This is a genomic window from Bacillus sp. 37MA, from assembly GCF_000372765.1.
Taxonomy (GTDB): Bacteria; Bacillota; Bacilli; order Bacillales; family Domibacillaceae; genus Domibacillus; species Domibacillus aminovorans.
The window spans coordinates 2,978,853-2,997,848 of sequence record NZ_KB889752.1; the positions used below are offsets into that span (position 1 = coordinate 2,978,853).

At 42.9% G+C, this 18,996-nt stretch carries 20 protein-coding genes; 2 read left to right on the forward strand and 18 right to left on the reverse strand.

Going from position 1 to position 18,996, the window contains the following annotated elements; genetic code table 11:
* Positions 1-121: 121 nt before the first annotated feature.
* The 11 genes from A3M5_RS23220 to A3M5_RS0116405 all read right to left on the reverse strand — a co-directional run bounded on the left by A3M5_RS23220 (position 122) and on the right by A3M5_RS0116405 (position 9,602).
* Positions 122-652 carry a stage II sporulation protein R gene (locus tag A3M5_RS23220; RefSeq protein ID WP_018394867.1) on the reverse strand — a complete coding sequence of 177 codons (531 nt, stop codon included), beginning with the start codon at positions 650-652 and terminating at the stop codon, positions 122-124.
* A gap of 44 nt (positions 653-696) precedes the next feature.
* Positions 697-1,542 (reverse strand): peptide chain release factor N(5)-glutamine methyltransferase, encoded by an 846-nt coding sequence (gene prmC / locus A3M5_RS0116360; protein ID WP_018394868.1) that lies wholly within the window; start codon positions 1,540-1,542, stop codon positions 697-699.
* A gap of 3 nt (positions 1,543-1,545) precedes the next feature.
* Positions 1,546-2,616, reverse strand: a complete 1,071-nt coding sequence (gene prfA / locus A3M5_RS0116365; protein ID WP_018394869.1) for a peptide chain release factor 1 — start codon at positions 2,614-2,616, stop codon at positions 1,546-1,548.
* Positions 2,617-2,640: 24 nt separating this feature from the next.
* On the reverse strand, positions 2,641-3,213 hold the full coding sequence (locus A3M5_RS0116370; protein WP_018394870.1) for a thymidine kinase: 573 nt from the start codon (positions 3,211-3,213) through the stop codon (positions 2,641-2,643).
* 79 nt (positions 3,214-3,292) lie between these two features.
* Positions 3,293-3,505 carry a 50S ribosomal protein L31 gene (gene rpmE, locus A3M5_RS0116375; protein WP_018394871.1) on the reverse strand — a complete coding sequence of 71 codons (213 nt, stop codon included), beginning with the start codon at positions 3,503-3,505 and terminating at the stop codon, positions 3,293-3,295.
* A gap of 132 nt (positions 3,506-3,637) precedes the next feature.
* Entirely contained in the window at positions 3,638-4,921 is a 1,284-nt protein-coding gene (rho, locus tag A3M5_RS0116380; protein WP_018394872.1) for a transcription termination factor Rho, read from the reverse strand.
* 157 nt (positions 4,922-5,078) lie between these two features.
* Positions 5,079-6,044 (reverse strand): class II fructose-bisphosphatase, encoded by a 966-nt coding sequence (gene glpX, locus A3M5_RS0116385; protein ID WP_018394873.1) that lies wholly within the window; start codon positions 6,042-6,044, stop codon positions 5,079-5,081.
* Between the two features lie 94 nt (positions 6,045-6,138).
* Entirely contained in the window at positions 6,139-7,425 is a 1,287-nt protein-coding gene (gene murA, locus A3M5_RS0116390) for a UDP-N-acetylglucosamine 1-carboxyvinyltransferase (RefSeq protein WP_018394874.1), read from the reverse strand.
* Positions 7,426-7,517: 92 nt separating this feature from the next.
* Positions 7,518-8,165, reverse strand: a complete 648-nt coding sequence (gene fsa, locus A3M5_RS0116395) for a fructose-6-phosphate aldolase (protein WP_018394875.1) — start codon at positions 8,163-8,165, stop codon at positions 7,518-7,520.
* 108 nt (positions 8,166-8,273) lie between these two features.
* Complete coding sequence (locus tag A3M5_RS0116400) at positions 8,274-9,137, reverse strand: class II fructose-bisphosphate aldolase (protein WP_018394876.1); 864 nt, start codon at positions 9,135-9,137, stop codon at positions 8,274-8,276.
* A 102-nt stretch (positions 9,138-9,239) separates the two neighbouring features.
* Complete coding sequence (locus A3M5_RS0116405; protein WP_026221774.1) at positions 9,240-9,602, reverse strand: response regulator; 363 nt, start codon at positions 9,600-9,602, stop codon at positions 9,240-9,242.
* A gap of 155 nt (positions 9,603-9,757) precedes the next feature.
* On the opposite strand from A3M5_RS0116405, the gene A3M5_RS0116410 reads away from it, so the two are divergent.
* Positions 9,758-10,264, forward strand: a complete 507-nt coding sequence (locus tag A3M5_RS0116410; RefSeq protein ID WP_018394878.1) for a DUF2529 family protein — start codon at positions 9,758-9,760, stop codon at positions 10,262-10,264.
* Positions 10,265-10,407: 143 nt separating this feature from the next.
* Here A3M5_RS0116410 and pyrG read toward each other — a convergent pair whose 3' ends face one another.
* The 3 genes from pyrG to A3M5_RS23225 all read right to left on the reverse strand — a co-directional run bounded on the left by pyrG (position 10,408) and on the right by A3M5_RS23225 (position 13,073).
* Positions 10,408-12,006: a CTP synthase gene (pyrG, locus tag A3M5_RS0116415; protein ID WP_018394879.1), complete on the reverse strand. Its 1,599-nt coding sequence runs from the start codon at positions 12,004-12,006 to the stop codon at positions 10,408-10,410.
* A gap of 169 nt (positions 12,007-12,175) precedes the next feature.
* A complete protein-coding gene (gene rpoE, locus A3M5_RS0116420; protein ID WP_018394880.1) occupies positions 12,176-12,757 on the reverse strand; it encodes a DNA-directed RNA polymerase subunit delta in 582 nt (193 codons plus the stop codon).
* Positions 12,758-12,851: 94 nt separating this feature from the next.
* Positions 12,852-13,073, reverse strand: coding sequence for a hypothetical protein (locus A3M5_RS23225; RefSeq protein WP_155894730.1), 222 nt, complete (start codon positions 13,071-13,073; stop codon positions 12,852-12,854).
* Between the two features lie 257 nt (positions 13,074-13,330).
* Between A3M5_RS23225 and A3M5_RS23230 the strand changes: the two genes are divergently transcribed.
* The gene (locus tag A3M5_RS23230) at positions 13,331-13,834 is read left to right on the forward strand and encodes a YflT domain-containing protein (RefSeq protein WP_018394882.1); all 504 of its coding nucleotides are present in this window, start codon (positions 13,331-13,333) and stop codon (positions 13,832-13,834) included.
* Between the two features lie 40 nt (positions 13,835-13,874).
* On the opposite strand, the gene A3M5_RS0116435 is transcribed toward A3M5_RS23230, so the two are convergent.
* From A3M5_RS0116435 to A3M5_RS0116450, 4 genes are all read right to left on the reverse strand, one after another.
* Positions 13,875-14,513 (reverse strand): TetR/AcrR family transcriptional regulator, encoded by a 639-nt coding sequence (locus A3M5_RS0116435; protein ID WP_018394883.1) that lies wholly within the window; start codon positions 14,511-14,513, stop codon positions 13,875-13,877.
* Between the two features lie 76 nt (positions 14,514-14,589).
* Positions 14,590-15,711 (reverse strand): acyl-CoA dehydrogenase, encoded by a 1,122-nt coding sequence (locus A3M5_RS0116440; RefSeq protein WP_018394884.1) that lies wholly within the window; start codon positions 15,709-15,711, stop codon positions 14,590-14,592.
* A 15-nt stretch (positions 15,712-15,726) separates the two neighbouring features.
* Positions 15,727-16,578, reverse strand: a complete 852-nt coding sequence (locus A3M5_RS0116445; RefSeq protein WP_018394885.1) for a 3-hydroxybutyryl-CoA dehydrogenase — start codon at positions 16,576-16,578, stop codon at positions 15,727-15,729.
* Between the two features lie 125 nt (positions 16,579-16,703).
* A complete protein-coding gene (locus tag A3M5_RS0116450; RefSeq protein WP_018394886.1) occupies positions 16,704-18,788 on the reverse strand; it encodes a (Fe-S)-binding protein in 2,085 nt (694 codons plus the stop codon).
* Positions 18,789-18,996 lie beyond the last annotated feature (208 nt).

An 18,996-nucleotide genomic window follows, 5' to 3' on the forward strand; every position in this document is an offset into this window, starting at 1 on the left:
TCTATACATAAATCATTTTTCAACTTTTGTTCCACACTAAGTTACCAACATTATGTGGATAACATTTATCATTTTGTGAATAACTCTGTGGATGAGTGTGGATATTATCAGAAAAATGCAGTTATTTTTTCAGTTTTCCCCATAAATCGACAAATGCCCATTTTAATTCTGTCTTTTCTTTTTGTTCTTCCGGAAAACAAAGCGCCGGATACAGTACGCACCACCAATTGGCTCCCTTTCCATCACCAATGGTGACAACGAGAGATTCATATGTACCTGGCGGATAAAAGAAGCGGCCGTATTGTTTCAATGGAAAATCCTCTTGGCCAAATGTAACATGAACAGTTTGTTTTGCCCCCGCGGCTGCATTAGCGATTTTTTCAATTTCATCAAGATTCTTTTCAACCATGATCCGCGATTCTTCCGCCGAAACAGCTGTCCGTGCCCAATTGTTTATTTCTTTTGCAATTGCTTGATGAACGATTTCTTTCCGTTCTTGTTCAGCCTCGCTATTATTATCTGCAATGACACGAATACGGATTGATTCATCCGGAATACCTCCAGCCATTTGATCAGCTGGTGCAAAATACATCATAAAAGAAGCCGCTGCCGAAAGCCCATATAAATATAGAATCATTGTTAGTGTTTTCATTAATAATCCCTCCCGGTAATCAGTATGACCGGGACTTGAATTTCTTATACGTGCAAAAATACCATTCTATCTTTTCCATTAATATCATACATGATTTTGACGTCTCTATCTGGGAATGTCTCCTGAAACATGGCAGCAACGGCTTCTGTCTGCCCCGCACCCGTTTCCACGCCGGCAATGCCCCCTACTTTTAAAACAAAAGGCAGCTGCTGGGTGATTTTTCTATATAAATCAAGTCCATCTTCTCCTCCGAAAAGCGCCATATGCGGCTCGTGATCTACCACGACTGCAGATAGCGTCTCCCGCTCATGATTAGGAATATATGGCGGATTTGATAATAATAGATCTACTTTTATATTACGTTGAATGAGGGGCTCCAACAAATCACCGTGTAAATATTGAATAGGTACGCCTAGCTTATTCGCATTGTTTTCTGCTATTTTTAGCGCTGCTTTCGATAAATCAATCGCGTACACATTTGCTTCAGGACGCTCGCATTTCATTGTGATGGCAATGGCACCGCTTCCTGTGCCAATATCAGCGATAACAGGCGACTTCATGTCCTTTATTTTTTCAAGCGCATAATAAACAAGTTCTTCCGTTTCCGGACGTGGAATGAGCACGTCGCCGTTCACTGAAAAGATCCGGCCATAAAATTCTTCCGTGCCGGTCATATGCTGAACCGGTACACCCTCTGCATGAAGATGGACCAGACGTTCAAATTCTTTAGTCTGTTCCTCGCTTAACACATCATGAAGACGAGCAAGCATTTGCGAGCGTTCAACTTGTAATATATGCTTCATAATGTATTCGCCTGCGTTAGCATCCCGTTCGTGATGTGTTAAATACGAAGAAGCCCAGTTAAGGGCTTCGTACATTTTTTTCGTCACAGATTAATCCTCCAAGTTCTCAAGACGGCTCGATTGATCTTCTACAATCAGCGCATCAATCACTTCACCGACTTTCCCTTCCAGTATTTGATCGAGCTTTTGGATTGTCAAGCCAATTCGGTGATCTGTCACACGATTTTGTGGAAAATTATACGTGCGAATTCTTTCAGAACGGTCGCCTGTTCCAACCGCCGACTTCCGCACAGCATCATATTCTGCCTGCGCTTCTTTTTGAAACTTGTCATAAACGCGGGCTCGTAGTACCTTCATTGCTTTTTCTTTATTTTTAATTTGCGACTTTTCATCCTGACACGATACGACCGTTCCCGTTGGAATATGCGTTAAACGCACGGCAGACATCGTTGTATTCACCGATTGGCCGCCTGGACCACTTGATGCAAACGTATCAACACGAATATCTTTATCGTGTATTTCTATTTCTATTTCTTCCGTTTCCGGCAACACGGCCACCGTTGCTGTCGACGTATGAATACGTCCGCCCGATTCTGTTTCCGGCACACGCTGCACGCGATGAGCACCATTTTCATACTTCAGCTTCGAGTACGCACCACGGCCATTAATCATAAAAATGATTTCTTTATAGCCGCCAAGACCCGTCGCATGCGCTTCAATGACATCCGTTTTCCAATTGTTTGCTTCTGCAAAACGTGCATACATACGGTACAAATCTCCGGCAAATAAGGCCGCTTCATCACCACCCGCCGCTCCGCGAATTTCCATAATAACGTTTTTATCGTCATTCGGATCTTTCGGAATAAGCAATATTTTCAACCGTGCTTCAAGACTAGTCAACTGACCTTCTAACTCATTCATCTCTTCCTTTACCATCTCACGCATGTCCGCATCGAGCTTATCGTCGAGCATCACTTTTGCATCGGTATACTGTGCTTTCACTTCTTTATATTCACGATATGCTTCCACCGTTTCTTGAATATTAGACTGTTCTTTTGAATAATCCCGCAGCTTTTTCGGATCGTTGACAACATCCGGATCGCTTAACAACTCATTTAATTTATCATAACGATCTTCTACTGCCTGCAGTCGGTCAAACATATTCTTCACCTCGATTTTTCATAATTAAAGCGGTGGATCCTGATGGCATTTCCTGCACACCGGGTAATACGAATCATTGCCCCCAATTTGAATTTGCTCACCGGTATAAACCGGCTTCCCCACTCCATCCACACGCAAATTCATCGTCGCTTTCCGCTCGCAAAACCAGCAGATTGTCTTCATTTCTTCTACTTTGTCGGCGTAAATTAACATATATTTACTGCCTTCAAACAATTCATTTTGAAAATCATTTTTCAAACCGAACCCCATAACGGGAATATTCAGTTCATCCACAATTTGTGCGAGCTGCGAAACATGTTTTTTTGATAAAAACTGAACTTCATCAATTAAAATACATGACGGATTTGATTCATTCGTGCGTACATCCTCAAATATATTTGTTTCATTGAAAATAGGCAAAGCTTGACGACGCAGCCCAATTCGACTTGAAATATAGCCGACTTCATCGCGTGTATCAAGACTCGATGTGAAAAGAAGCACTGATTTATTTTGTTCTTCATAATTGTGTGCAACTTTTAAAATTTCAATCGATTTGCCGCTGTTCATTGCACCATATTTAAAAAATAACTGGGCCATAATATGTTTGGTCCTCCATTTTTTTGTACAAAAAAAACAGGCAAGCAGTGTAGCACTCCTCGCCCGTTTTCGTCTATCATTATCTTGCTTCATCTTTAAGGCCGTATTTTTTGTTGAAACGATCCACACGTCCACCTGCGTCAGCAAATTTCTGACGTCCAGTATAAAATGGGTGGCATTCAGAGCAAACCTCTACGCGAATGTCTTCTTTCACAGAGCCCGTTACGAACTCGTTACCGCACGCACATTTAACTTGTGCTGCTTTGTAGTTAGGATGAATTCCTGCTTGCATGTCTTTTCTCTCCTTCCGCCCTGAGTCATTCCGAAACAGAGTATTATATGAATAAGCATAAAGTGATTTATGCCTTTCTTTCGTACATACTAAAACAGTATAACAGGGTATTACTCATTTCGCAAATTATTTTCACAGCATTTTTTTCGATGTACCATTTTTCTTTATTTCAACAAGCAACTGGCTTATGAAGTCTTCATTGCTCTTCGTTTGACGCAAACGGCGAAGTATTTTTTCAGCAAGGTCTGGTGCATCAGACATCGTTTTACGAATAGCCCATACAATTTCAAGCTGTTCTTTTCCAATAAGAAGTTCTTCTTTTCGTGTACCTGAGCGGCGAATGTCGATCGCCGGGAAAATGCGCCGTTCAGCGAGTGAACGATCTAGGTGAAGCTCCAAGTTACCGGTTCCTTTAAATTCTTCATAAATGACATCATCCATTCGTGAACCGGTATCAACAAGCGCTGTCGCAAGAATCGTTAAGCTACCGCCTTCTTCAATATTACGGGCTGCACCGAAAAAACGCTTCGGACGATGAAACGCAGCCGGATCAATACCACCAGAAAGTGTTCGTCCACTTGGTGGGATCACTAGATTGTAGGCACGGGCAAGACGGGTAATAGAATCCATTAAAATAACGACGTCGCGCTTATGTTCAACGAGGCGCATCGCCCGTTCAAGTACGAGTTCTGATACTTTAATATGATTTTCAGGTACTTCATCAAATGTGGAACTGACGACTTCTGCCTGCACCGAACGTTCAATGTCTGTTACTTCTTCCGGACGCTCATCGATTAACAGAACAATTAATTCTGCTTCCGGATGATTTTTTGAAATTGAATTAGCAATTTCTTTTAACAGCATCGTTTTTCCTGCTTTTGGCGGTGCCACAATCAATCCACGTTGACCAAAGCCGACTGGTGAAACGAGATCCATAATGCGTGTCGATACATGTCTTGATTCTGTCTCAAGCATTATTTGACGGTCTGGATAAAGCGGTGTCAATGCCGGGAAATGAACACGTTCTTTCGCAGATTCCGGGTCGTCACCATTTACAGCTTCTACGTGGAGAAGACCGTAATACCGTTCATTTTCTTTCGGCGGGCGCACTTTCCCCGATACTTTATCACCGTTACGCAAATCAAAGCGGCGAATTTGCGAAGCTGAAATGTAAATGTCTTCTGAACTTGCTGAGTAATTGATCGGGCGAAGGAAACCAAAGCCTTCCGATTGAATAATTTCAAGAACACCTTCCATAAAGAAGAAGCCCTGCTGTTCAGCTCGTGCTTTTAAAATCGCAAAAATAAGTTCTTTTTTAGTCATTTTGCTATAGTACGATATTTTATATGTTTTAGCTAGTTCATATAATTCCTTTAGTTTTAAATTTTCAAGATGGTTAATTGTTAATTCTTCCATTAGGGCACCACACTTTATTAGATTGATTTTTTAAGAGGAAGGAACGGCTCGTTGGTCGTAGTCGTGAAGCAATTGTTCAGTGGTTTGTTCAGATCAAACAAAACAGCGGAGAACCGGACCGGTTGCACCGCTGTTGATTAAAAGAAGAAACGGCTTCTTATGGTTTAAAAACAAGATTCGGTTTTTTGCTCAAGCTGTGACGGCCGTCAACGAAACGGACGGTTCCAGATTTTGCTCGCATAACAACTGAATGCGTTTCAGCATATGTTCCTTTAAATTGAACACCGCGTAAAAGCTCACCATCTGTTACGCCGGTCGCTGCAAAAATAGCGTCATCACCACGGACAAGGTCTTCCATGTGAAGCACTTTGTTCACATCTAGACCCATTCTTTTGCATCGCTCCAGCTCTGCATCATTTTGCGGCAATAAACGGCCTTGAATTTCACCACCAAGCGCTTTTAATGCAACCGCTGAAATAACACCTTCCGGTGCACCGCCCGAGCCAAACAAAATATCAACGCCCGTTAGATCAAACGCTGTATTAATTGCACCTGCAACATCACCATCATTAATGAGTTTAATACGTGCACCGGCTTCACGGAGTTCCGCGATAATACGCTCGTGACGATCGCGATACAAAATCGTCGCCACAACGTCTTCAATGTTTTTATTTTTCGCTTTTGCGACTGCTTTCAAATTGTCTGTGATAGAAGCATTAATATCGATTTGACCGACTGCTTCCGGTCCAACCGCAATTTTATCCATATACATGTCCGGCGCGTGCAGAAGATTTCCACCATCTGCTACCGCAAGAACGGCGAGGGCATTCCATCCGCCTGCCGCAACAATATTCGTACCTTCAAGCGGGTCAACTGCTACATCAACACGAGGGCCATAGCCTGTACCAAGTTTTTCACCAATGTACAGCATCGGCGCTTCATCCATTTCTCCTTCGCCGATGACAACCGTTCCCTTCATCGGAATCGTATCAAACACATCGCGCATAGCAGTTGTTGCCGCGCCGTCCGCTTCATCTTTTAACCCGCGGCCCATCCAGCGTGCAGAAGCTAACCCCGCAGCTTCCGTGACGCGGACAAGTTCCATTGATAAACTTCTCTCCATAGCTCTTTTCCTCCTGTATGACAAGCATTCAGCAAATTAGTATAACTAATTGCCGCTTATATTGTAACACATTTGGAGAATATGCTTGGAATTATTATGAGCTTTTTATTTCTTCAAACTCTTCTTTCGACATTTCTTCACGCCATATATTGGCGCCTAACGCTGTCAGCTTTTCCGTTAAACCACTATAGCCCCGATCAATATGTTCAAGGCCGGTCACTTCTGTCACGCCGTCAGCCAAAAGTCCGGCAAGAACGAGCGCAGCTCCTGCTCGCAGATCGCTCGCTTTCACGTTAGCTCCCTGCAGCTGAACCGGACCATTTATAATCGCGGATCGGCCTTCCGTTTTCACATTGGCCCCCATCCGCCGCAGCTCATCAATATGTTTAAAACGAGCTGGATAAATCGTGTCCGTAATAATAGCCGAACCGTACGCTTTCGTCAAAAGTGACGTGAATGGCTGCTGTAAATCAGTTGGAAACCCTGGATAGACGAGTGTTTTAATATCAACTGTTTTCAGCTCCTCCGCTTTTCCGACATAAATGCGGTCTTCACCAAGTTCAATTGGCACATTCATTTCACGAAGTTTCGCCGTTAATGACTCCATATGGAGCGGGATGACGTTATCAATGACGACACCTTCACCTACAGCTGCAGCCATAATCATAAACGTTCCTGCTTCAATACGATCCGGAATAATCGTATGACGACACCCGTGAAGCTGCTTTACACCATCAATGCGAATGATATCTGTTCCAGCACCTTTAATCTTTGCACCCATATTGGACAACAATGTCGCCACATCAATAATTTCTGGCTCCTTAGCAGCATTTTCAATAATCGTCTGTCCTTTAGCCCGAACTGCCGCCAGCATAATATTAATGGTTGCACCGACACTGACAACGTCTAAATAAATGCGAGCACCGCGCAGTTCCTTCGCACGCAAATAAATCGCACCTTGTTCATTCGTTACTTCCGCACCAAGCGCTTCAAATCCTTTAATATGCTGATCAATCGGACGAGGACCTAAATGACAGCCACCTGGAAGACCGATGACTGCTTTATTAAAACGACCAAGCATTGCGCCCATTAAATAATAAGAAGCACGCAATTTTTTCACATTCCCGTTCGGAAGCGGCATCGCCGTCATCTTTGTCGGGTCGATCTGCATGACACCATCTTCAAACGTCACATCGCCGCCAGTTTCTTCGAGGAGTCCTTTTAACATGTGAATATCTGAAATATCCGGCAATCCTTCAATCGTAATCGGCGACTCCGCTAAAATAGCAGCCGGTACAAGAGCGACGGCGCTATTTTTCGCGCCGTCTACTTTGACCGTCCCTTTTAAAGAGTATCCGCCTTTAATTTTTAATTTTTCCATTTTGTACTCCCTTCTTCCTGTATAAACGGAAAGCGGGAAAGCTTTCTTGATAGTCCTAGTTTAACCTATATAAATTCGTATCATGTACATTATTATTTGGCTTGGCGTTTTTCCCAGTCAGCCAGAAATCCTTCAATCCCTTTATCTGTCAGTGGATGGTTGAATAATTGCTGAAGCAGTTTAAATGGTGCCGTTACAATGTGAGAACCTTTGAGTGCAGCAGCTGTTACGTGCTGTGAATGACGAGCAGATGCCGCAATGATTTCTGATTCAATACCGTGAATTGCGAAAATATCAGCAATGGTTTCAATCAAGTCAAGTCCATTCTGTCCGATATCATCAAGACGACCAAGGAATGGTGATACGTATGTTGCACCTGCACGGGCTGCCATCAATGCTTGGTTCGCGCTGAAAATAAGTGTTACGTTCGTTTTAATGCCTTCTTTTGTAAACGCTGCGACGGCTTTCAAACCATCCGGTGTCATCGGTACTTTTACTATAATATTCGGTGCGATTTTCGCCAGTTCACGGCCTTCTTTAATCATGCCTTCCGCATCAAGTGCAATTACTTCCGCGCTCACAGGACCGCTGACTATTTCCGTAATTTCCCGAATGCGATCGTGGAAAGACACATTTTCTTTCGCTACGATTGACGGATTTGTTGTTACACCTGACAAAATACCCCATGAGTGTGCTTCACGAATTTCGTCCACATTTGCTGTATCAATAAAAAATTTCATTATATTTTCCTCTTTTCATGTTGTTAGTATTATACACGCAACAACCGCCTTTTCTGTGAAAAGAGGCGGTTACCATGTACATTTCAATTATGCCGCAAAAGAAAATTATTAAGCCTGACCTGCAGAACCAAATTCGCGCATTTTCCCTTTAACTGTTTCTTTAATCGCTTCGCGTGCAGGTCCGAGATATTTACGCGGATCATACTCTTCCGGTTTTGCCGCAAGCGTTTCACGAATTGCTTTCGCAGATGAAATTTGGTTTTCTGTATTTACATTAATCTTTGCTGTACCGAGAGAAATCGCACGTTCTATATCTTTTGTCGGGATTCCAGTACCGCCGTGAAGAACGAGTGGAATACCAGTCAATTCCATTACTTCTTTCATACGGTCGAAACCTAAATTCGGTTCACCTTTGTAAGGGCCATGGACAGATCCAAGTGCCGGAGCGAAGCAGTCAACGCCTGTTTCGCGAACAAGTTGATCGCACTCAGATGGAATGGCATACATTGCATCTGCATCGTCAACAACAAGATCATCTTCCTGACCACCGATACGGCCTAGTTCTGCTTCGACAGAAACACCGTGGAAATGAGCAAGCTCAACCACTTTTTTTGTCAAAGCGATGTTTTCTTCAAGCGGATGATGTGAACCATCGATCATAACAGATGTGAAACCTGCTTGAATCGCTTTTGCACAACTCTCATAACTTGAACCATGATCAAGATGAATGGCTACAGGAACAGTTACGCCATATTCTTCGATCAATTCTTTTACCATTGCCACGATTAATTTAAAACCGCCCATGTAACGTGCTGCGCCTTCAGATACACCAAGGATAACAGGCGACTTTTCTTCTTCAGCCGCCTGCAAAATTGCTTGAGTGAACTCAAGGTTATTCAAGTTGAATTGTCCCACAGCATATTTCTTCTCTTTCGCTGTGTTTAACATTTCAGTCATGGATACTAACGGCATTACTTTTTCCTCCTCTAAGGGAATTAATCGCTTCATAAAAAAACCACATTAGTATCATACCAAATTCAGCTTTTTATTACCATCAGAAAGTACGTTATTCCTTTAATCGATTAGATGATCTTTGACTGTTTTACGAATATCATCAATATCAAACGGTTTCGGTACATGCATGATTGCCCCAATGTTTTTTGCTTCCTGAATCATATCAAGTTCCCCATATGCTGTCATAATAATCGCGCGGATATTAGGGTTATCCGCTTTCATTTGTTTTAAAATTTCAATTCCATCCATGCCTGGAATTTTCATATCGAGCAATACAAGATCAGGATTTTGTTCTTTTGCTAATTTTACTGCTTCTGGCCCGCTTGCAGCCTGTAATGTATCGTATCCTTCTTTTTTTAACACTTCATTCAATAAAATTCGGATACCATATTGATCGTCAACAATTAAAATGTTTGCTGTCACTGTATTTTCCCCCTGTACTTTTGCCTTCCGTTCTTTTTCACACGTTCTACATACATTCTCCATTTCTCTTCAAATTCCTTCCTGATTCCTGCTTCCTTCATTTTGTTATAAATACTATACTAGAGAAAAAGGAATGAGTGATACGATTGTCCAAAATGTTTACGACACAGCTGATCGGTTTATTGAAGCGGATTAGTGAAAAAGAAGAATTTCCAATTGAAGATGCAGGGCGCTTACTTGCTCAAGGCTTAATTAGTGAAGGGATTATATATATAAAAGGCTTTGGTGAAATGGCTGCCATCGAAAAAGAAGCTATAGACGGTGCAGAAACATTGAGCCGCATTCAATGCTGGACACCTTCTGTCCAATTGTCGGAAGCAGACCGCGTATTGATCGCTTCACGATTTGCTGATGACCCGGAAGCAATAGAGCTGGCAAAAAAATTAGAGGCTGACGGGATTCCATTTGCAGCTATTGCCTCACAACGAGAAGAGTCCGGCATCGAAGTATTAGCAGATGCGTTTATTGATATGCGGCTGACGAAAGGACTTTTGCCCAATGATGAAGGGGGCCGGACCGGATTTCCTTCTGCGATCGCCGGACTATACACATATTTTTTATTAAAAATGACGATTGAAGAAATTATGAGCGAATACCGATAATAGTGAAGCGCTGACAGACTGTTCCTGCTATTCATCAAAAAAAAACCCGCCGATAAGTAAAGTAGTCGGACGGGATTTTTTGACTCATAGAGTATGCTAACAAAGGCGTAGCCATTAATGCCGCGATCTTAGCCTTTGAATTCTTATTGATTTTCGATTGCTGCTTTAATGAATTGCTTGAACAATGGCTGCGGACGTGTCGGACGGGATTTAAATTCCGGGTGAAACTGTGCTGCAACGAACCACGGGTGCTCTGCCAGTTCAATGATTTCAACGAGACGTCCATCCGGGCTTGTGCCCGAGAAGATGAATCCTTTTTTCTCCATTTTCTCACGGAATTCGTTGTTGAATTCGTAACGGTGACGGTGACGCTCGTAAACGATCTCCTCATTATATGCTTCATATGCACGTGTACCTTGCTGTAATTTACATGCATATAAACCGAGACGAAGTGTACCCCCGAGGTCTTCGATATCTTTTTGCTCTGGCAAAAGATCGATAATTGGGTACAGTGTGTCCGGATGGATTTCAGCTGAATGTGCACCATCTAATTTCAATACGTTACGCGCGTATTCGATTGACGCAAGCTGCATACCGAGGCAAATGCCGAAAAACGGTACATTGTTTTCACGTGCATATTTAATCGCCGCAAGTTTTCCATCGATACCGCGATCACCAAAGCCTCCCGGTACAAGAATACCGTCTGCGTCTTTTAAACGCTCTGCTACATTATCCTCTGTAATTTCAGCTGAATTCACCCAGTCAATTTCCACATCCGCATCAAACTGATAGCCGGCATGCTTCAATGACTCCGCAACTGAAATATAGGCATCCTGTAGTTCCACATACTTACCGACGAGAGCGATCCGCGTCGTATTCGACAAATTGCGCACTTTATGAACGAGGGCATTCCACTCCGTCATATCCGCATCATGGCACTGTACTTTCAACAGACGGCAAACGAGGTCGTCCATTTTTTGATTTTGCAGCATGATTGGCACGGCGTAAAGTGTATCCGCATCTGGACATTCAATAACCGCCTCTTTTGCAATATCACAGAACAAAGCAAGTTTGTCTTTCATGTCCTGTGAAATCGGCATTTCGGTCCGGACAACGATAATGTTCGGCTGAATACCAAGGCTTCGAAGCTCTTTTACGCTATGCTGTGTCGGCTTCGTTTTCATTTCACCGGCTGCCTTCAAATATGGGATCAGCGTACAGTGAATGTACAGCACGTTATCTTGACCGACATCACTTTTAATTTGGCGAATGGCTTCAAGGAATGGAAGGGACTCAATATCGCCGACCGTGCCGCCAATTTCTGTAATGACAACGTCTGCGCCTGATTCTTTACCCGCACGGAAAACACGCTCTTTAATTTCATTCGTAATGTGTGGGATTACCTGCACCGTGCCGCCCAAATATTCACCGCGGCGTTCTTTTCGGATGACAGATGAATATACTTTACCTGTTGTAATGTTGCTTAGTTTCGTCAAATTAATATCGATGAAACGCTCGTAGTGACCGAGATCAAGATCCGTTTCCGCACCGTCATCTGTAACGAATACTTCGCCATGCTGATACGGACTCATTGTACCCGGATCTACGTTAATGTATGGATCAAACTTTTGAATAAATACTTTTAAACCGCGATTTTTGAGTAAACGGCCGAGTGATGCAGCTGTAATTCCTTTTCCGAGTGATGATACAACGCCACCTGTCACGAAAATATATTTTGTCAAAGTGAAAATATCCTCCTTCAATACTTCTGTTTTATCATAAAAATACAAAAAACGCTCCGCTTACTTCTCAGTAAGAGGAGCGTTATAGACTAATGTCATTTCGTCTCATAAAAGAGCCCAAATAAAATACTACAATTCGCCGATGAAATAGTCAAGCGAAGATTAAAAGTTATTTATCGTCGAGATTGTACTCGTCTTCGGCGCCTTCTTCTTCTTCAAATTCATCATCTTCAATGTCGGGATCAACTTCAATGAGAATGTCTTCTTCATCATCTTCTTCTTCAATGTCCTCATCCAAATCTTCTTCGTCGATATCAATGTCTTCTTCCACATCGATATCTTCATCTTCATCTACTTCATCAAAGTCTTCATCATCGAAGTCCTCGATTTCATCATCTTCAATTAGTTCTTCTTCAAAATCTTCTATTACAGCTTTTTTCGCCTTTTTCTTACGCGTTTTCGCAGGTGCATTCGTCGTTTCTTCTTCCAGTTTTTCAACCGGGTACCATGCACGAAGACCCCAGCGGTTTTCACCTAATGATAAAAAACTTCCATCAACGTTTAAATCTGTATAAAATTGAACCGTACGCGATCTTACTTCAGCATCTGAAACGCCAAGATGCTTTTGAATTTTTGATAGCATTTCTTTAAATGTTATTGGTTCCCGCTGATCAGCAAGAATTAAATGTGCCAGTTCAAGGAATGACATTTCTTTTATTTGTTCTTTGGAATATTGTTGCAAACTCACCATTCGCACTTCCCTTCTCTATTTGCACGCCCAAAAAGAGCAAAACGTTTTTGGCATATTCTCCATTATAAACAAAAAATATGGCGGCACGCCATATTTATGTGATGATTTCTGTTTTTTTTCCGGTTGAAGCGGCTGAATGGTCGATTCGCTGTCCTACTTTATGCTTTTTTGAACGTTCACGATACGCTTCATAAGCTTTATAAAAGAAAAAAATAGAGAGGAGAAGGAATGGAACTGCTCCAACTTGGTTTAAATAAAGCCAGTATGTAATGATGGCTATAGCCATTAGTACTGCACATTGAATGACACGTTTCAAGCCTTCACATCCTTCCAATCGACATTTTCTTTCATTTTACTCCTTTAGTGTATTACATAGATATCGTAATTGTAAATTTTCTTAATAAGTATTCCCTTTCCATGTAAAATATAAGCTTATTTTTTCAAAAAGAAACTTTTGTCAGGGCCTCCCGACTTTGTAACCATTTTCTTAGAAGTTCGTTTTATCGGGCATACGCCGGGTAGACAAATATTGAGAACAATGACAAATTCAACTTTCAGGAGGAATAAATCATCATGGAAAATAAAACATTTATCGGTGTATATCATAGTGAAACAGAAGTGATCGCAGAAATCGACAATTTAAAAACGCACGGTTATACAGAAGACGACATTTATGTCATTGCAAAAGATAAAGATGATATTTCAATGGTTCGTGGACGTACAGGAGCGGATGTACAGACAGCAGGAAGCTCATGGATGGATCACTTCATGGCGTTCATGTCAGGCGAGGAGCCGGTACGCGGTGCTTTCCGTAATATCGGCATATCGGACGCTGAAGCAGACCGTTACTATACAGAAGTGAAAAACGGAGGCATTCTTTTATACGTAGACCGTGAATATGGCGGCCTTTATGAAGAAGGTCGTACAGCAGCCGTCGGTGATCCGAATCTTGGTGGTAATGCATATGCAGAAGATGATCGACTTAACCGTACTACTCAAGAAGAAGAAACCCTTCAGTTGCATGAAGAGCGGTTAAATGAAGACAGAACGAAGCGCACAGACCGCGATTTACTGTAAATAATATGAGCCCGCTCTCGAAAATGAGAACGGGCTTTTTTTAATTGCTTGTTTTGTATCCGTTTATACCGGCAAAAAGCAGATCAGTCTGCAAGTTGATGTATTCATCAAGCGTGAATGATTTTTGTATCATCCATCTCCGGAAGCCCCACATTTGTCCTTGATTAAAAATATTTTGCGCCAAAACATGCACTTTTTTTTCATCCATTTCAAGCACACCGCGATCGACACAGCGCTGGATGAGTGTTTCCATCATCGACACCATTTCTACTTCTTTTTTCAGTACATAGGGCAGCACATCTTTTGAAAGCGACTTTACTTCCTGATGCATGACGAGCACTTCATCTTGCATTTCGTCCATTACTCGAAAGTAATACGTAATACCAAGCTGCAAACTCTCAAGAGTACCCTGCTCAAAATCAATTTGCTGCAGCCGTTCTTTCACTTGATCATAAATGCTGTCACAGACAAGATATAAAACATCTTCTTTCGTACGTATGTATTCATACATTGTACCGATACTGAAGCCCGATGCTTTCGCAATTTCACGTGTTGTCGTCCGGTGAAACCCTTTTTGTTTAAATAATTGAACAGCGCCGCGAATCATTTCCGAGCGCCGTTTCTCAATCAATTGTATGTCCTTAACAGAAGCATGTACTTGCCGTCTTTTTTCTGTCATTCTATTCCGTCTCCTTACTCCATCAACATTCCTTTATAAGGTAATTGCGTTCATTTCTTTTAGCACTGCTCCATTCCTATTTTAACAGGTGTTTGCTAATGACGATTCGTTGAATCTCTGACGTACCTTCATAAATTTGCGTCACTTTTGCATCACGGAAATACCGCTCGGCTGGATAGTCTTCTGTATAACCGTATCCGCCTAAAATTTGCACGCATTCAATTGATGCATCAACCGCTACTTGCGATGCAAATAGTTTGGCCATCGAAGCTTCTTTCCCGCATGGCTGTCCGTTTGAACGAAGACTTGCTGCCTTATAGACGAATAGTCGGGCTGCTTCAACAGCCGTTCCCATATCAGCAAGTTTGAACGCAATCGCTTGCTGCTGCGCAATGGGTTTACCAAATTGATGACGTTCTTTCGCATAGGCTGCCGCTGTTTCAAAAGCAGCCTCCGCAATCCCAAGCGCCTGGGCGGCAATGCCAATCCGTCCCCCATCGAGATTAGCCATCGCAATTTTAAAACCATCACCTTCTTCACCGAGCAAGTTCTCAGCCGGTACAATCATATCTTCAAACGTCAGCTGTACCGTGCGCGATCCGTGAAGCCCCATCTTCCGCTCATCTTTGCCAATGATGAGTCCAGCCGTATCTTTTTCAACGATAAAAGCAGAAATGCCCCGCTCTGTTTTTGCAAATACAATGTACGTATCAGCCACACTGCCATTTGTAACGAACGCCTTTGAACCATTCATTACGTAGTGACCTTCTTTTTTCACCGCTGTCGTTTTTAATGATGCCGCGTCAGACCCAGAAGACGGTTCAGTTAAACAAAAGGCGCCGAGCCATTCGCCGGAAGCGAGTTTCGTTACATACTTTTCTTTTTGTGCATCTGTTCCAAAAAATAAAATCGGATTTGTACCGACCGATGTGTGCACAGATAAAATAACGCCCACCGCCGCACTCACTTTAGACAGCTCCTCAATGGCAATCACGCATGACGTAAAATCCATTTCGCTGCCGCCGTATTTGGCCGGCACTGTGATCCCCATCAATCCGAGTTTCGCCATTTTGTTGAGAATCTCTCGTGGAAACTCCCCCGCTTCCATTCGCTCTACAAACGGAGCCACTTCTTTTTCAGCAAAGTCCCTCACCATTTTTTGCAACATATTCTGCTCATCTGTCAGCCGAACATTCATCCGAATCGCCTCCGCTTATTCGTATATGTAAAATCCGCGACCTGCTTTTTTTCCAAGCCAACCTGCTTTCACATATTTCCTAAGCAGCGGGCACGGCCTGTATTTATCGTCGCCAAACCCTTCATGCAAAATCTCCATAACAGACAAACACGTATCGAGACCAATAAAATCAGCAAGTTCAATCGGCCCCATTGGATGATTCATCCCAAGCTTGATCACATCATCAATCGCTTCCTTCGTCGCTACTCCTTCATAGAGCGTATAAATCGCTTCATTAATCATTGGCATGAGGACACGGTTGGACACAAACCCTGGGAAGTCATTCACTTCCACCGGCACTTTTCCCAGCATTTTCGTGAGATCCTCAATCTTTTTATACACATCATCCGCTGTCGCCAAGCCTCTAATAATCTCCACCAGCTTCATCACCGGGACCGGATTCATAAAATGCATTCCGATCACTTTTTCCGGCCGGTCCGTCGCCGCCGCAATTTCCGTAATCGGTAACGACGACGTATTCGATGCAAGTATTGTATGATCAGGCGTGATTTCATCCAACTGAGCAAAAATATTCCGCTTGATGTCCATGTTTTCAACGACTGCTTCAATGACAATATCGACGCCACCCGCATCGTGTAAATCCGTTGATTTGTGAATACGTCTAAGAACATCTGATTCTTCTGAATCGGTCATCCGACTTTTTTCCACTTGACGATTGATATTTTTAGAAATAATCTGGAGCCCATGATCAATGTGTTCCGGTTTCAGGTCATGAAGCAGCACATCATAACCCGCCTGCGCACAAACTTGCGCAATCCCCGATCCCATCTGACCGGCACCGATCACCATGATTTTTTTAAGTTTCATTGAGCAATCCCCCTTTTCGTGCTGATTTGATTCACTGCACGCAGACTTCTCGATTTACAAGCGCGCCTAGTTTGTTATATGCGAGACTCTTAAACGGGTAAAGCAGGTAGCGTTCGCTTCTTGTACTACGCACTTATTTCTTTTTTCACACCATAAATCGATTTCTCAAGCAATTCCGCAACGTCATATGTGGCGACCTGATTTTCCACTTCTTTCGCTTTCGTTCCATCTGAAAGCATCGTCAAGCAGAACGGGCAGCCGGAGCTGATCACAGATGGACTCACAGCTAATGCCTGCTCTGTACGGGCGACGTTGATTCGGTGGCCAGTATCTTCTTCCATCCACATCATTCCGCCGCCGGCACCGCAGCACATGCCATTCTGACGATTCCGCTTCATTTCCACAAGCTGCACACCTGGAATCGCTTTCAAAATTTCCCGCGGCGGGTCGTACACATCATTGTAGCGGCCAAGATAACATGAGTCATGAAACGTAATCGTTTCATTCACCTCATAATGCGGTTTCAATCGGCCTTCTTTCACGAGCTGATCGAGGAGTTCGGTATGATGATACACGTCTGCTTTATAGCCAAAATCGGGATATTCATTTTTAAAGATATTGTATGCATGCGGATCGATTGTCACGATTTTTTTCACATCATTTTTCTCAAATTCCGCAATGTTCGCTGCCGACAGTTCTTGGAATAAAAATTCATTCCCTAGACGGCGTGGTGTATCTCCCGAATTTTTTTCTTTATTGCCAAGAATGGCAAACGACACACCTGCTTCATTCATCAGTTTAGCAAACGACAGCGCAATTTTTTGACTACGGCTGTCAAATGCGCCCATTGAACCGACCCAAAATAAATAGTCGGGTTTAATGTTTTCTTTTTGCATTTCTTTGATCGTCGGAATATGAACATCATCACGTAGTTCACGCCATTTTTCTTTATCTTTCCGGTTCAAGCCCCACGGATTGCCCTGACGCTCAATGTTTTGCATAGCGCGCTGCGCATCCGGGTTCATTTTACCTTCAGTCAGAACAAGGTAGCGGCGCAAGTCGATAATTTTATCGACGTGCTCGTTCATAACCGGGCACTGGTCCTCACAGTTTCGACACGTCGTACACGCCCAAATTTCTTCTTCCGTAATGACATCTCCGATCATCGAAGGGCTGTACGGATCGATGCCTTTAGCAATTTGATTTCCTCGCGTCTGAGTAAAAGCAAATGCTGGAACCCATGGCTGCTGCCTAGTTACGGCTGCACCAGTCATGGTCAAATGATCACGCAATTTGACGATTAAATCCATCGGCGACAGCATTTTACCTGTGCCGGTCGCCGGACACATATTTGTACAGCGCCCACATTCCACACACGCATAAAAGTCAATCATTTGTGTCTGCGTAAAATCTTCAATTTTCCCCGTACCGAATGATTCCTGCGTTTCATCTTCGAAATCAATTTTCCGGAGCGTACCGGCTTTATTTAAACGGTGTAAATATGTGTTGATTGGACCGGCGATTAAATGTGCATGTTTAGATTGCGGCACGTACACGAGGAACGTGAGCAAGACGAACAAATGAATCCACCACATGACATAAAATAGGGCGATGACAATCGACTGTGGCAGATTGGCGAATATGACCGCAACAGCTGACGCCACCGGCTCCATCCATGTGAATTGAACACTTTCCTCGTGCCAGATAAGGTCCATACCGTTGCCTCCCAGAACCGAAACCATGAGCGATCCGATGAAAATCAACACAAGTCCGCTTTTCCATCCGCGCTTCAATCGAACGAGTTTTTCAATGTAGCGGCGGTAAAAGGCCCAGACAACAGCGACGAGAATCGTGAGCGTTACAATTTCCTGAAAAAATGTAAATGGTTCATAAAGTGGCCCGAGCGGCAAATGCGCTCCCGGTACAATTCCCTTCATAATAAAATCGATGGCACCGAGTTGCACAAGCAGGAATCCATAGAAAAACATTACGTGAATCGTGCCGCTCTTTTTATCTTTTAATAGTTTTTTTTGGCCAAACACATTGACCATAATAGTACGGATTCGTTCAGCCTTTTTCCGATCAAATTCCTCTTTTTTACCAAGCTTTATAAATGCGTAGCGTGTTTTTAGTAAATAAACAAATAACCATCCCGCGTAAGCGATTACAAAAGTAGCAGCGATTAAATTAAGCCATAGTAACCCATTCATAACCGTGCACTTCCTTTCCCCTAATATCCCTTTAATTACTCTTATCCTATTATATGAATGAGCATTCAGTCAAGAACCTTTTAAAGAAACTTCTTTTTCATTTCCTCTTATTTCATAAAACACTAGTTTATAACACTTCCAATATTTAGTAGGATTATGTTGACAGATTGATCAAATTATAAGGAGATATTTCCGCCGCACAAGGACA

What these genes read in the sequence shown, in the direction of transcription:
- A3M5_RS23220 (WP_018394867.1), bottom strand. Translation starts at nt 652, where the DNA reads ATGAAAACACTAACAATGATTCTATATTTATATGGGCTTTCGGCAGCG.
- prfA (WP_018394869.1), bottom strand. Translation starts at nt 2,616, where the DNA reads ATGTTTGACCGACTGCAGGCAGTAGAAGATCGTTATGATAAATTAAAT.
- A3M5_RS0116370 (WP_018394870.1), bottom strand. Translation starts at nt 3,213, where the DNA reads ATGGCCCAGTTATTTTTTAAATATGGTGCAATGAACAGCGGCAAATCG.
- rpmE (WP_018394871.1), bottom strand. Translation starts at nt 3,505, where the DNA reads ATGCAAGCAGGAATTCATCCTAACTACAAAGCAGCACAAGTTAAATGT.
- rho (WP_018394872.1), bottom strand. Translation starts at nt 4,921, where the DNA reads ATGGAAGAATTAACAATTAACCATCTTGAAAATTTAAAACTAAAGGAA.
- glpX (WP_018394873.1), bottom strand. Translation starts at nt 6,044, where the DNA reads ATGGAGAGAAGTTTATCAATGGAACTTGTCCGCGTCACGGAAGCTGCG.
- murA (WP_018394874.1), bottom strand. Translation starts at nt 7,425, where the DNA reads ATGGAAAAATTAAAAATTAAAGGCGGATACTCTTTAAAAGGGACGGTC.
- fsa (WP_018394875.1), bottom strand. Translation starts at nt 8,165, where the DNA reads ATGAAATTTTTTATTGATACAGCAAATGTGGACGAAATTCGTGAAGCA.
- A3M5_RS0116400 (WP_018394876.1), bottom strand. Translation starts at nt 9,137, where the DNA reads ATGCCGTTAGTATCCATGACTGAAATGTTAAACACAGCGAAAGAGAAG.
- A3M5_RS0116410 (WP_018394878.1), top strand. Translation starts at nt 9,758, where the DNA reads ATGTTTACGACACAGCTGATCGGTTTATTGAAGCGGATTAGTGAAAAA.
- rpoE (WP_018394880.1), bottom strand. Translation starts at nt 12,757, where the DNA reads ATGGTGAGTTTGCAACAATATTCCAAAGAACAAATAAAAGAAATGTCA.
- A3M5_RS23230 (WP_018394882.1), top strand. Translation starts at nt 13,331, where the DNA reads ATGGAAAATAAAACATTTATCGGTGTATATCATAGTGAAACAGAAGTG.
- A3M5_RS0116435 (WP_018394883.1), bottom strand. Translation starts at nt 14,513, where the DNA reads ATGACAGAAAAAAGACGGCAAGTACATGCTTCTGTTAAGGACATACAA.
- A3M5_RS0116440 (WP_018394884.1), bottom strand. Translation starts at nt 15,711, where the DNA reads ATGAATGTTCGGCTGACAGATGAGCAGAATATGTTGCAAAAAATGGTG.
- A3M5_RS0116445 (WP_018394885.1), bottom strand. Translation starts at nt 16,578, where the DNA reads ATGAAACTTAAAAAAATCATGGTGATCGGTGCCGGTCAGATGGGATCG.
- A3M5_RS0116450 (WP_018394886.1), bottom strand. Translation starts at nt 18,788, where the DNA reads ATGAATGGGTTACTATGGCTTAATTTAATCGCTGCTACTTTTGTAATC.